Origin of the sequence: Micromonospora sp. NPDC005367, from assembly GCF_040606825.1 — a bacterium.
In the GTDB taxonomy this organism is placed as follows: domain Bacteria; phylum Actinomycetota; class Actinomycetes; order Mycobacteriales; family Micromonosporaceae; genus Micromonospora.
The window spans coordinates 35,565-48,614 of the sequence record NZ_JBEXFP010000049.1; the positions used below are offsets into that span (position 1 = coordinate 35,565).

General features: G+C 72.8%; 11 protein-coding genes and 1 pseudogene. 9 read left to right on the forward strand and 3 right to left on the reverse strand.

The annotated features are described in order from the left end of the window. The first annotated feature begins 2 nt into the window (after positions 1-2). Genes ABZS42_RS26225 through ABZS42_RS26245 form a run of 5 tightly spaced genes read left to right on the forward strand, consistent with a single transcriptional unit; the run spans position 3 to position 5,702 of the window. Positions 3-740 (forward strand): FHA domain-containing protein, encoded by a 738-nt coding sequence (locus tag ABZS42_RS26225; RefSeq protein ID WP_355149593.1) that lies wholly within the window; start codon positions 3-5, stop codon positions 738-740. Further along, on the forward strand, positions 718-1,782 hold the full coding sequence (locus ABZS42_RS26230; protein ID WP_355149595.1) for a serine/threonine-protein kinase: 1,065 nt from the start codon (positions 718-720) through the stop codon (positions 1,780-1,782). The genes ABZS42_RS26225 and ABZS42_RS26230 overlap by 23 nt, the downstream gene beginning before the upstream one ends. Next, complete coding sequence (locus ABZS42_RS26235; protein WP_355149597.1) at positions 1,779-2,309, forward strand: hypothetical protein; 531 nt, start codon at positions 1,779-1,781, stop codon at positions 2,307-2,309. The genes ABZS42_RS26230 and ABZS42_RS26235 overlap by 4 nt, the downstream gene beginning before the upstream one ends. After that, a complete protein-coding gene (locus tag ABZS42_RS26240; RefSeq protein ID WP_355149599.1) occupies positions 2,302-4,788 on the forward strand; it encodes an Hsp70 family protein in 2,487 nt (828 codons plus the stop codon). Before ABZS42_RS26235 ends, ABZS42_RS26240 begins: the two co-directional genes overlap by 8 nt. Beyond that, positions 4,785-5,702 (forward strand): hypothetical protein, encoded by a 918-nt coding sequence (locus ABZS42_RS26245; protein WP_355149601.1) that lies wholly within the window; start codon positions 4,785-4,787, stop codon positions 5,700-5,702. Before ABZS42_RS26240 ends, ABZS42_RS26245 begins: the two co-directional genes overlap by 4 nt. Before the next feature lie 36 nt (positions 5,703-5,738). Here the strand turns inward: ABZS42_RS26245 and ABZS42_RS26250 are convergent, their stop codons facing one another. Beyond that, positions 5,739-6,170 carry a VOC family protein gene (locus ABZS42_RS26250; protein WP_355149603.1) on the reverse strand — a complete coding sequence of 144 codons (432 nt, stop codon included), beginning with the start codon at positions 6,168-6,170 and terminating at the stop codon, positions 5,739-5,741. A 190-nt stretch (positions 6,171-6,360) separates the two neighbouring features. On the opposite strand from ABZS42_RS26250, the gene ABZS42_RS26255 reads away from it, so the two are divergent. Beyond that, on the forward strand, positions 6,361-7,689 hold the full coding sequence (locus tag ABZS42_RS26255) for an alpha/beta hydrolase (RefSeq protein WP_355149605.1): 1,329 nt from the start codon (positions 6,361-6,363) through the stop codon (positions 7,687-7,689). Between the two features lie 51 nt (positions 7,690-7,740). On the opposite strand, the gene ABZS42_RS26260 is transcribed toward ABZS42_RS26255, so the two are convergent. Further along, positions 7,741-8,745 (reverse strand): nitroreductase family protein, encoded by a 1,005-nt coding sequence (locus ABZS42_RS26260; RefSeq protein WP_355149615.1) that lies wholly within the window; start codon positions 8,743-8,745, stop codon positions 7,741-7,743. Positions 8,746-8,927: 182 nt separating this feature from the next. Here ABZS42_RS26260 and ABZS42_RS26265 point away from each other — a divergent pair. Further along, positions 8,928-10,784, forward strand: a pseudogene (locus ABZS42_RS26265) (heavy metal translocating P-type ATPase); the annotation flags it as partial. Then, positions 10,758-11,267 carry a hemerythrin domain-containing protein gene (locus ABZS42_RS26270; protein WP_355149617.1) on the forward strand — a complete coding sequence of 170 codons (510 nt, stop codon included), beginning with the start codon at positions 10,758-10,760 and terminating at the stop codon, positions 11,265-11,267. The pseudogene ABZS42_RS26265 and the gene ABZS42_RS26270, both read left to right, overlap by 27 nt. A 32-nt stretch (positions 11,268-11,299) precedes the next feature. Here ABZS42_RS26270 and ABZS42_RS26275 read toward each other — a convergent pair whose 3' ends face one another. After that, positions 11,300-12,823 carry a DUF6461 domain-containing protein gene (locus ABZS42_RS26275; protein WP_355149607.1) on the reverse strand — a complete coding sequence of 508 codons (1,524 nt, stop codon included), beginning with the start codon at positions 12,821-12,823 and terminating at the stop codon, positions 11,300-11,302. Between the two features lie 40 nt (positions 12,824-12,863). Between ABZS42_RS26275 and ABZS42_RS26280 the strand changes: the two genes are divergently transcribed. Continuing rightward, positions 12,864-13,050: hypothetical protein (locus ABZS42_RS26280; protein ID WP_355149609.1), on the forward strand; the 187-nt coding region annotated here is incomplete at its 3' end.

Here is a 13,050-nt window from a genome sequence, read left to right on the forward strand (position 1 = left end):
GGATGGAGCTGACGGACGGCCCGATCACCGTTGGCCGCACCGCGCCGGACCACACTCCCGACGTGCATCTGGAACCGGACCCGCAACGCTGGGTGGGCCGGCTGCACTGCACGCTGGACGTGGTCGACGGCGGGTGGTCGGTGACCGACAACGCGAGCGTCAACGGCACGCTGCTGCGTACGCTCGGCGGGCGTACCGAGCGCCTGGTCGGTCGTCGCCGTCTGCGGCACGGTGATTCGCTGTTGATCCTCGGCGACATGTCGCCCGAGGGTGAGCCGCTGTACTGGGAGCTGACCTTGCTCGACCCGCACACCACCCAGCCCGCGCCGTTCGAGCCGCCGCCGGCGGTGCCCGTGCGTGGCCCCAGCTTGCGCTACGACTGGGTGGAGGCCCGGGCGTACCGCTGCGACGCGGACGGCGAGACCGCGGTGAGCGGACTGCGACCGCAGGGCCACCAGTTGCTGCGGTACATGGTCGGTCGCAGCAGCAACGGCGCGGCCGTCGCGTGCGGCCACCAGGAGCTGATCGCCGCGCTGTGGGGCGCACCCGAGGAGTGGCCGCCGAGCCGCTCCTACACCCGCGCCGACCTCGCCGGCGTGGTGCGTGCGGTACGTCGGAGCATCGAGGCGGACCCGTCCGCGCCGCGGATCCTGGAGACCGTCACCGGCATCGGGTACCGGCTCACCGTCCATCCGGGCGAAGAGGCGGGTGATCGCGGTGACGCTGCTGGACAACGGTGACCGGGTGACCGAGACGCTGGTCGTGGACCGGATGCTCGGCGAGGGCGCCTTCGCGGAGGTGCACCGGGTACGGCACGAGTACCTCGGCTGGCAGGCGATGAAGGTCTTCAAGCGGGTCGCGTCGCTGGACGAGACCCGGACTCTGCTGGAGGAGGCGCGGCTGCTGTCCACGCTGGGGCACCCCAACATCGTCCGGGTGTTCGACGCCGGCACGGTCCGCACGGCGCGCGGCGTACGCGGCTTCTTCACGATGGAGTACGTCGCCGGGGGCAGCCTGGAACGGCTGGCCCGCGCCCACTCGCCCACCGCTCCGGTCGATCTGGTCATGGAGGTGGTCGAGCAGATCGCCGCGGGGCTTACAGCCGCGCACGACCAGGATCCGCCAATCCTGCACCGGGACCTCACACCGGCGAACATCCTGGTCGGGTACGACGGCATGGGCATGCGGATCCGCATCAGCGACTTCGGTCTCGCCAAGCGCGCCGACCCCTTCACGATGCTCGCCAGTGCTCAGGGAACGTTCGCCTTCATGGCGCCGGAGGTGTTGCGGCGGGAGGGCTACTCCCGGGCCAGCGACGTGTGGTCCGTCGGCACGATCGCCTACCTGCTGCTCACCAACCGCTTGCCGTACGACGACGGTGGACCGCTGTCGTCGTACTCGCCGAGCCGGTTCGCGCGGGGCCCGCTGCCGCCGAGCCGCTACAACCCGGCGGTGGACGCGGAAATCGACCGGATCGTGCTGGCCACGCTCGAGGTGGCAGCGGGAAACCGCCCTGCCTCGGCGGGCATGCTCGCCGGCGAGCTGCGGACGCGGCGGCAGCGCTTCGACGGTACGTCGAAGCGTGACGGTGGGGTCGTGGAGCCGCCCCCGCCGAGCGCGTGGGCCCGCCAACTGGTCGAGGAGGCCCTGGAACTGTCCCGGCGCGCGGGGCAACTCGATCGCGCCGCCGACCTGATGGAGGAGGCCGTGAACCTGTCCCCGGATCTCCGGGCGCGGTACCTGCCCATGCTGACCCTCTGGCGACGGGGGGTGACGTTGTGAGCCGGCTGACCCGACTGCGTGAGGACGTGCGCCAGCGTCGACACCATTCGGCGTTCCGGATTCCCGCGCCGGTGTGGACGGAGCAGCAGTGCCGCCAAATCGAGGAGCTGCTGGCGCAGGCGCAGGCGGCCACGCCGGCGGAGACCCCGGTTCCGGCGGTGAATGCGGCGCCCGACGAGTCCGCGCTCGCCACGGCCGCGACGAACCTGTGGCGCGCGGAGCGCAAGCTCACCGCGCCGGGTGAACGCCCCACCGCCCGCGACCGTCAGGCCGCCCGGTACCTGCGTACGTGTGCGGAAGCCCTGGCCGACGCCGGTCTGGTCGTGCAGGACCACGACGGGGATGCCTTCAACTCCGGCCGGGCGCTCGAGGTGCTCGTCTACCAGGAGAACCCGGGCCTCACCGGCGAGACCGTCCTGGAGACCGTGCGGCCCTCGATCTACCTGCACGGCCGCCTGGTCCAGATGGGTCAGGTGATCGTCGGTACCCCCAGCCAATCCCCCGACGGGAGGAACGACAATGCGTGACACCATCGACTTCGGCATCGACCTCGGCACCACCAACAGCGCAATCGCGACGGTCGAGGAGGATGGCACCGTCGCCGTCATCAAGAACAACGATGGCTGGGACATCACACCGTCGGCCGTGTGGATCCCGAAGCCGGGCATGGTCCACGTCGGCCGCAAGGCACGCGAGCGGGTGGAGAGCGACCCCGACAACGCGACGGCCGAGTTCAAGCTCGAGATGGGCCTGGCCGACGCCGGCAAGGACTTCGTCAAGGCCGCGGCGCGGCTCACGCCGCCACAGCTCTCCGCCGAGGTGCTGAAGTCGCTGCGGGCCGATGCGGCGCACCACGCCGGACGTCCACCGGACGCCGCAGTGATCACCGTGCCGGCGGCGTTCGCACTGAACCAGAACAAGGCGACCCTCGAGGCGGCCACCCTGGCGGGGTTCAGCGCCGCGTGCCCACTGGTCCAGGAGCCCACCGCGGCCGCGTTCGCGTACGGCTTCCACGACGCCGACGACCGCGCCTACTGGATGGTCTTCGACTTCGGCGGCGGCACGTTCGACGCGGCGGTGGTGAGCAAGCGCGACGGCGACCTGCGGGTGCTCAACCACGCCGGCGACCCGTACCTGGGCGGCAAGCTGATCGACTGGGCGGTCGTCGAGCGGGTCCTCGCTCCGGCGGCGGCCGCCGCCTTGGGGTTGGCCGACTTCCGGCGGAACAACCCGACCTGGCGGGGCAACTTCGCGAAGCTGAAGGGCGCCGCGGAGGACGGCAAGATCCAGCTCTCGCGTCGTGACGCGGTCGACCTGATGGTCGAGCTCACGGTGAGCGGCGGCGACACCGAGACGTTCGAGTACACGCTGCGACGCGACGAACTCGATCGCATCGCCGAGCCGTTCTACGCGCGGGCGATCAACCTCTGCCGGCAGGCGCTGGCCGACGGCGGGTTGCGGGCGGACGACATCGACAAGTTGCTACTCGTCGGTGGCGTGACCCTCTCGCCCGGCCTTCGTGAGCGTCTCGCCGACCCGCGGGACGGTCTCGGCATCATCCTGGACACCAGCCTCGACCCGACCACCGTGGTCGCCCGCGGCGCCGCGATCTTCGCCAGCACGGTCCGGCACCCGGATCCGCCGTCGTTCCGGCCCGCGGCCGACGAGTTCGGCCTCGAGCTGGCCTACGAGCCGAGTGTCACCACCACGACCCCCACGATCGCCGGGAAGCTGCACGCCGCCTCAGCGGTGGACTGGACGGGATTCGGTGTCGTCCTCAGCAATCCGGGCGGCAAACCGCCGTTCCGCAGCGCCCGGATCGCGGTGAACTCCGTGGGCGCCTTCGTGGCCGAGGTCGACATCGATGCGCACAAGGTCTCCCACTTCACCGTCGAACTCACCGACCGGGCCGGCGTGCCGCGGAAGGTGGTCCCCGACTCGCTGACGATCACCCACCGCGAGGTGGAGTTCGGCGGCGCCCGCCTCACCCACTCTCTCGGCATCCAGCTGGCCGACCGGGCCTTCGCGCCGCTGCTGCGCAAGGGAGCGACCCTGCCGGCGCGGGCGCGCGAGGTGTTCCGCACCACGGGCGCCCTGCGCCGGTCGGACAGCGAGGCCGTGGTCCGCATCCCAGTGGTGCAAGGCGAACGTGACCGGGCCGACCGCAACCGGCAGGTCGGCATCCTGGAGATCCGCCCGGTGGATCTCCGGATCGATCTGCCGGCCGCCACCGAGGTCGAGATGACGTTCGAGGTGGACGCCTCCAACCTCGTCACCGTGGTCGCGGACGTCCCGCTCATCCAGACCCAGTTCGACGCGGAGATCAACCTCGACGACGTCCTGGCACCGAAGCCGGACGACCTCGCGAGGACCCTCGGCGAGGTCGAGGGCCGGGTGGAATCGCTGCGCCAGTCGCACGCCGCGCAGCTGCCGGAGGTACGCGAGCGGCTGGACCAGTTGTCGGAGGAGGGCACCCTGACCACCGCCCGCGAGCAGGTGCGCGCCTCCGCCGTGGACGTCGGGGCCGCGGCGTCCGCAGAGGACCGGCTTCGTGAGGTGCAGGCGCAACTCGACGACATCGAGGAGGCCGCCGACCGGCCCGGGATGATCAATGAGCTTCGCGAGCTTCTCGCCGAGGTCGCCGATCTGGTGGCCCGTACTGGGCAGCAGGCCGACCGTCAGGAGCACACCGAGCTGGAGCGGCGCGCGGAAGACGCGATCGCGAGTGGCAGTTCGGCGCGGATCAGGGCGGAGCTCGACCGCGTCACCGGGTACCTCATCGATCTGCAACGGCGCCAGCCCGGCTGGTCGGTGCAGGTCTTCTACTGGCTCGGCGAGCAGGAGCACCGCATGCGGCCCCCCGGCGAGGCGGCCCGCCTGATCCGGGAGGGCCGGGAGGCGCTGGCCGGCAACGACGAGCGAGCCCTCGACGCGGTCAACAGCCGGCTGGTCCGGCTGCTCCCGGACGAGGAGCAGAACAAGATCATCGGGTTGACCCTCCGATGAGCGCGCCGGCCATCGACACCGACCTCGCGGTGAGCCGTGCCGCCGCGGCGGCACGGCGTGGCGAACTGGACGCCGCCGCCGAGGTGCTCACCGCGCTGGAAAGCGACGACCCGGCGGTGTTCGACCTGCTCGCCCGGATCCGCGCGCAACAGGGCCGCTGGCGCGACGCGGACGAGTACTGGGCGCGGGTACAGGCCGGCGACCCGGACCACGTCGGCGCTGCCGAGGGCCGGCGCGTCCTCGCCGGGGTCCTGGCCGGAAAGCGTCCGCCCCGGCCGGTCGCCCAGCCGGCGCGGGTCGCGGTGGTCGGCGGGGTGCTGGCCGTCGCCGCCGTCGCCGGTGGCGCCGTCGCCGTGGCCGAGGACGGCCCGCCCCGGCCCGTGTCGACCGCACCCGCCGCCGCCACCCCGTCGCAATTTGACACCGGCGACGGGGAGCGGCAGCGTGCCGAGGAGCTGGCCCGTCGGCTGGCGCAGGTGGAGGCCGAGCGGTCGGTCGCCGCCGAGCGGCTGACCGCCCGGCTCAACGTGATCAACCGGCAGCTCGCGATGCCCAGTGTCGTCGTGAAGCCCCAAGCGGGCGCCGTCGGGGTCTACTTCCGCGAGGGCCTGTTCATCGAGGACACCCGCCTGACCGCCCACGGCGCCGCGCTTCTCGAAAAGGTCGGCCGCCGCCTGGACGACGTCGACGCGTCGATCACCGTCGTCGGGCACAGCGTGCCCGTTCCGGGCGGACGTACGAGCGGTGGCTCCGGCACGGCGTTGAGCCGGGCCGAGGTCGCCGCGCGGAAGCTGTCCGAGGCGAGCGGACTGCCGCTCACCGCGTTCGCAATCAGGTCCGCGGAGCAGTCGGAGCGCCCATTCGAGCGGGAGTCCCGCAACCGTACGGTCAGCCTGGTCCTGACCCCCGCCTGAACAACGGCCGCCGGCGGCTGCCCGCGCGGGCGGTCCTCAGGAGGCGAACACCTGGGAGTCGTCGGCGAACGCCTTGAACTCCAGGGCGTTCCCGGCGGGATCGAGGAGGAACATCGTCCACTGCTCCCCGGGCTGTCCGGCGAACCGCAGATAGGGCTCGATGACGAAGGTCGTACCGGCGGCCCGCAGCCGCTCGGCGAGGTCGTGGAACTCCGGGACGGTCAGCAGGAGGCCGAAGTGCGGGACGGGCACGTCGTGGCCGTCGACCTGGTTGTGCGCCGCCGGTCCACGTCCCGGGGCGAGGTGGGTCACGAACTGGTGGCCACGCAGGTCCCAGTCGATCCAGGTCTCTGAGCTGCGTCCCTGCTCGCACCCGATGAGCTTGCCGTAGAAGTGGCGGGCGGCGTCGAGGTCGTCAACGGGCATGGCCAGGTGGAACCGCGGGATGGGCGAGTCGAGTGTGGTCACGTGCGTTGGTCCTCTCTCGAAAGGGCTCGCTGCCGGCGTCTTGTCACGCCTCGAGGCGGGGTCGCTCGCCCGCCTGTTCCGCCATCCTCCGCCATCGCGCGTCGCCGGCGGAAGGGTTGGATCGATCGCCGCCTTCTGTCACGATACTTGCGCTCACGGTGCAAAAACCCCGTCGACTGCTGGAGGCCCTGTGCACACTCTTCGCCGCAGGATGTTCGCCCTGCTGGCCGGGATCGCAGTCGCGGCCGGCCTGTCCGTCACCACCACCGCACCCGCCGCGGGCGCCGGCGCGCGCACGTCGTACCGTCCCGTGGTCTTCGTGCACGGCAGCGCCGGATCGGCGTCACAGTTCCAGACCCAGGCCAAGCGCCTGGCCAGCAACGGCTACCCGATCGACATCATCGAGGCGCAGGAGTACGACTCACCGAACGTCGCCACGATCCTGCCCCAGATCTACGCGGAGCTGGACGCCCGGATCGACCGGCTGCTGACCGTCAGCGGCGCGGACAAGGTGGACCTGCTCGCGCACAGCCTCGGCACCTTCGTCATGCAGGGTTACCTCGGTAGCTCACCGGCGCGCGCCAGCCGCGTGGCGCACTACGTCAACCTGGACGGGCGCACCGCGGCGGCACCGCCGGGCGGGGTGCCCACGCTCGCGATCTGGGGCGAGGGCGACCCGGCCCGGGCCATCGCGGGTGCGACCAACGTGTACTTCCCGGACCAGTCCCACACCCAGACCGTGTCGTCGGAGGAGTCGTTCCGGGAGATCTTCCGCTTCTTCCGGGGCCGGGCGCCGCACACCACGCGGATCCTTCCGCAACTCCTCGGCACTGCCCGGATCTCCGGCCGCGCGGTGCTCTTCCCCAGCAACGTCGGCGTCACCGGTGCGACGCTCGAGGTCTATCCGGTCAGCCCGCTGACGGGCCGTCGACTGTCCAGCCGCCCGGCGCACCGGCAGCCCCTGGCCGGCGACGGATCGTTCGGTCCGATCCCGGTGCTCGCCACCGCCCGGTACGAGTTCGCGATCGTGCGAACCGACGCGCCGACGCACCACTTCTACTTCCAGCCGTTCCTGCGGTCGGATGCGTTCGTGCGGCTGCTCACCAGCCGGCCGGGCGAGGGTCTCAGCGCGCTGATCGACACCAGCGACCGGCACACGGCGCTGACCATCCAGCGGCAGAAGGAGTGGTGGGGTGACCAGGGCGGCGCCGGCGACCAGCTATGGATCAACGGCCGCAGCGTTCTGAACGCCGCGAACGCGCCGCGCGCCAAGCGGACCATCGGGATCTTCGCGTTCGACGACGGCAGCGACCGGGTCACCGACCTGACCGCTCCCCTGCCGGAGTTCTTCAGCCAGACCTTCATGACCGGCATGGACGTGTTCATTCCGGCGGCGCCGGCCCACCTCGGCCTCGTGTCGGTCTCGGTGGACCAACGCGGCGGCGGCTTCGACGTGATCAACGTGCCGAACTGGAAGTCGAGTGAGCACCGGGTGACGTTGAACGTCGACGACTTCTGACCGCCCGTCAGGGCTCGGCCGTCCGGCCGAGCCCTGACGGCGAACGGTCCGCTACCCGGCGTCCACGGCGGAGGTGTCGACGATCTGCTCGGTGGGCAGGCGCGGCGTGTGGGGTGGCGCGGGGTTCGTCCGATCCACGGCCCCCAGACGCATCGCCAGGTACGGAAAGCCGAGCCCGGCCAGCATCTGCCGCAGGATCTGCCGGGTGCCGTCGGTCTCGATCACACCGCTGAGCGGCACCATCGAGACGCCGAGCCGAGTGGCGGTCAGCCAGGCGGCGGAGAGCCCCTCCCCGGCGCGCAGCCAACTGTCCGGCTCGTCGTCGGTGTTCCAGAGGATGGCGTACGCGGCGGCACGGTCGTGCCCGGAGCTGATCGGCAGGGTCCCGGACTGGCCGAAGTCCCGTACCGGCACGGTGGTCTGCGGGGGCTGCTCGGGCAGCACCTCGGGCGGCAGCCCAGCGCCGGTGCCGGCCCGACTCGTCCAGTAGGCGAGTTCCTCGCGCAGCTCCGGCTCCTCCTTTGCGACCACCGCGGCCTGGCCCGCCGCGGCGGCCAGATCCATCACCTGGTCGGAGTCGAGCAGTTGGAGCCGGGCACCCTGCGCGACGGCCGCGCCGACGATCTCGTTGAGCGTCGCGTCGGGCACCGGCTCGTCGCTGACCGGCCGCCGGTCGGTCTGCCGAGCCCGTATGCACTGCACGAGGCGGGTCGCGTCCGCGTCGGCCCTGGTCTGCTGGAACCGGCTGAGCCGGGCGAGCAGCTCAAGCTGACCCGGGTCGGGCAGCCGCTCCACGTCGGCGGCCCAGCCCTCGGCGGCCAGCACCACCCGCGCGTGGTGCAGCGCCAGTCCGCAGCTCAACGTCACCAACCGATTCTCCGGATCGGTGGCGGCGAGTTGCGGCTCGTGCACCATCCGCAGCTCCAGCGCGTCGGGGAGAACCGTCCAGCGCCACGGCTGGCTGTTGTGCACCGACGGGGCGAGACCGGCCGTCGCGGCGGCCTGGGTGAGCGCGGTGGTCAGCGGGCGGTCCCCGGCCGGCGTCTCCTGGCTCATCGTCACGACCTTTCCTTTCCCCTCATCGTGCCTCACTCCGGGCGCGTCGCGCGCGCTGTTGCCGCTGCACCGTCCGGAATACCGGGCAGCCGGCACGCGAGTCCGACTCCACTGTCGTCCGGTCGGGACGGATCACACCGGTTCCCGCGTCCGGACAGCCGGGCCGCTGAGACGATCCGCAGGTGGGAGCGGAACCGGACGAGTGCGTGCCGGAGCGGCCGGCACGGCAGCGCCGGATGGCCTGGCGGGAATGGGCGCCGCTGACGCTGCTCACCGTGGCCGCGCTGATGGGCGGCGGGCTGTGGCTCGCCGGGCTGCGCACGACGCCGCAACTGGTCTGGGCGGCGGTGACCCTGGTGGCGCTGGTGCCGGCCGCGTGGGCGACGCTGCGCCAGCTGTGGCGTCGCCAGTTCGGGGTCGACGTGATCGCCGTGCTGGCGCTGGTCGGCACGCTGCTGGTTCGCGAGTACCTGGCGGGTGCGGTGATCGCGGTGATGGTCAGCACCGGGCAGGCGTTGGAGGGCTACGCGCAGCGTCGGGCCAGCCGTGACCTGCGCGCACTGCTGGAACGTGCTCCCCGGCAGGCGCGGCGGCGCACCCCGGACCGCGGGATCGAGCAGGTGCCGCTGGACCGGGTGACGGCCGGCGACCGGCTGGTGGTGGGTCCCGGCGATGTGGTGCCGGTTGACGGGACGGTCGAGGAGGCCGTGACGCTGGACGAGTCGGTGGTCACGGGCGAGTCGCAGCTGGTGACCCGTGCCGCGGGCGAGCAGGTGGCCAGCGGAGTGGTCAACGCGGGTGCCGGGTTCGGGCTGCGGGCGACGAAGAACGCGGCGGAGAGCACGTACGCCGGGATCGTCCGGCTCGCGGAGGAGGCCACCGCGCACAAGGCCCCGATGGTCCGCCTCGCCGACCGGTACGCCGCCGCGTTCGTGCCGTTCACGCTGCTGCTGGCGGGCGTCGCATGGCTGCTCACCGGCCAGTTCCTGCGGGCGGTGGCGGTGCTGGTGGTGGCCACCCCCTGCCCGCTGCTGCTGGCCACCCCGATCGCGATCGTCGCCGGGCTGTCCCGGGTGGCCCGGCGTGGGGTGCTGGTGCGCGACGGCGGGTCGCTGGAGCTGCTGGGCAGAGCCCGCACAATGCTCCTGGACAAGACGGGGCACGCTCACTGCCGGGCGTCCCGTCGCGGCGGAGACGATGGTGGCGCCGGGCGGCGACCGCGACGAGGTGCTGCGGCTGGCCGCCTCCGTCGAGCAGCTCTCCCCGCACGTGCTGGCCACCGCCTTGGTCCGGCAGGCCCGGGAGCGAGGGCTGCGGCTGGCGGAGCCGTCGGACGTCACCGAACAGCCGGGGCACGGGGTGAGCGGCCGGGTTGACGGGCGACTCGTCCGGGTGGGGCAGCTCGCCGGTGAGCCGCCCGAATGGGCGCAGCGGGTGCGCGAACAGGCCGAGCTGACCGGCCGCTCCGGCGTCTGGGTGAGCGACGAACACGGGCTGCTCGGCGCGATCGTCCTCGAGGACCCGGTGCGCCCCGACGCCCGGCGCACCGTGCGGCGGCTACGGCAGGCCGGGCTCCGACGGCTGATCATGGTCACCGGCGACCGGCCGCTCACCGCCCGGCAGGTGGCGCAGGTCGTCGGCGTGGACGACGTGATCGCCCAGTGCTCCCCGCAGGAGAAGATCGACCGGGTCCGCGACGAGTCCGGGCGGGCGATCACGCTGATGGTCGGCGACGGCGTGAACGACGCACCGGCCCTGGCCGAGGCACATGTGGGCGTGCGATGGGCGCCACCGGCGCCACCGCCTCCGCGGACGTGGCCGACGCGGTGCTCACCGTAGATCGGCTGGACCGTCTCGCCGACGCGGTGGAGATCGCCCGGTACGCGCGCCGCATCGCCCTGCAGAGCGCCACCGTCGGTATGGGCCTCGCGGTCGTCGCGATGGTTGCCGCCGCCGTGGGCAGGTTGCCTCCGGTCGCCGGCGCGTTCCTTCAGGAAGGCATCGACGTGCTGGTGATCCTCAACGCGCTGCGTGCCCTCGGCGGCGGCCTGCGTCGCCGGGAGGTCTCCCCGCAGATCCGGCAGCTGCTCGACCGGTACGCCGGCGAGCACGCCGGGGTGCGGGACGTGCTGGCCCGGCTGCGGGACACCGCCGACATGGTGGCGACCCGCCCGGACGTGCCGGAGTGCGTGCCGACGCTGCGTGAGGTGCACCGTCGGCTGGTCGACGAGGTGCTGCCGCACGAGGCGGCGGAGGAACAGTGGCTCTACCCGGCGCTGGCCGGTCCGCTCGGCAGCGACGAGGCGACCTCCACGATGAGCCGGGAGCATGTGGAGATCAGCCGTCTGGTCGACCGGATCGGCGGTCACCTGGCCCGGCAGCCGGACGGCCGGCTACGCGCCGACGAGGTGCCCGATCTCCTCGCAGCCCTGTACGGCCTGGACGCCGTGCTCCGGCTGCATCTCGCGCAGGAAGAGGAGGACTACTTCTCGTTGAACGCCGCCGACGGCCCGCAACGGTGACAAACCGGGTCAGGCGTCCGGCGCCCCACGCATCACAGGTCGTCGACGACGGAGATGATCCGGAAGCCGGTACCGGCCGTCGTGACACGGTCGAGGTCAGCCGCGGTGATGCCGTACCCGGTGAACCTCTCGACCGCGACCAGGCCCTTCAGGTGGCGATCGTGGTCGGCGAGTTCCAGGCCGGCGGTCGCGGCGGCGACCGCCGGCTCGACGTCGACCTTCGGCTCGGCGGCGCTCATGCCGGGCTCGAACGCGGCGAGCAGCCGTCCCTGCTCCGCGAAGGACAGCCGCATGAGGGCGTTGACGTTCCAGAACATGCTCGCCGCCCGGCCGCGCGCGGACGCCCGGCGCAGCACCGGTTCCTGCGAGCCCTGGAAGCCGTTGTACTCGACGGCGAGGATCGCCGGCCCGGCGTCGAGCACGGCAACCCAGGGGAAGTTCGAGTCCCCGGCGTACAGGTCAGCCTCGATCGAGCGGATCGACTCCGGCCGGTCCGGATCGGCGCCGAACGCGCGCAGCACCTGCTCGACCGTCGCGCCGGTCGTCACGGTGACCGTCGCCGCCTCCGACAGCACGCTGCGACGTATCCACCGGTAGGCGCGCTCCGGTCGCGCCGGCCGCGCCGGTTCGGGTTCGCCGCGCAGCCGGTGCCCCAGCCGGTCGGTACGGCGATGAACGACCTCCGGCGCGGCAGGTGCCGCCCAGACCACCAGCTCGTACGTCTCCGCGTCCGGGTCGTCGTGGTCGTCGCGGCCACGCGCGTGCACCCGTAGGCGGTAGTCGCCGGGCCACGGCGGCGTCTGGGCGCGCAGCTGCGGCTCGCTCGTGCCGTCGGGGCCGAGCACCGACGCGAGCCCCTCGACGGCGTGCCAGCTGACCTCGACGATCTCCTCCCAACCGGACGCCACCTCGGGCGGCGCCTCGGCCAGCACGGTGAGCTGGACGCGCGCCGGGCCGTCGGCGATTCCGGTCCGGATGACGGCGCCGCCGTCGACCACGGCGACCAGCCCGTTGCCGGCGAAGTCGGCGGTGTCGGGGAAGCTGCCCTCGACCAACCCGAACCGGTGCCGCGACACCCGCACCGAGCCGAACGATCGGCGAGGCAGCAGGTACTCGGCTCGGATCTTGTTCAGCAGCGCCGGGGCGTACGCGGGCGGCATCGGCCTCTGCCCCAGCACGACGGCCGCCGCGCCGATCCCCACACCGACGGTGGCGGCGGTCCGGTCGGCGAGGGGTGGTACCTGCACGTTCCCGACGACGGTGTGCGCCACTGCCACGGCGAGAGCTAGATGCGCCTGCCCGTGCCGCGCCGCCACGGCCTGCTCGTCGGCGGCGTCCGGCGGCACCACCAGGAGCGGGACGACGGCCGGGTGCACGGCGAGCCGCCCGGCCAGGGCGAGAACCAGGTCGGCGAGGCCGGGTCGCACTGCGTCCAGCAGCAGCGCGGCGGTCAACGCCTCGCTGTCGTTGCCGGCCGAGGCGAACCCGTACCGACCGCCGGCGGGCGGCGGTGGCGGCAGGTACACCGTCAGGCCCGGCACGTCGACCGGTTCCATCCCGGTCACGGTCATTTCCAGCGCGCCGAGCAGACGTTCGGTGGTCAGCGCTGCCAGCTCCCGGAGCGCGGCCAGGCCCAACGGCTCGCTCGGCGCGGAAACACGACGGTCCGCCACCCGGGGTCCCGGTCTCTGGCGCCGCGGCGACGCCGACCAGGGCGACTACCACGAGGACGTCGAGGCGCTCTACCGGGCGCTGCTGGCCGCCAAGGCGGAGACCGGCCGTC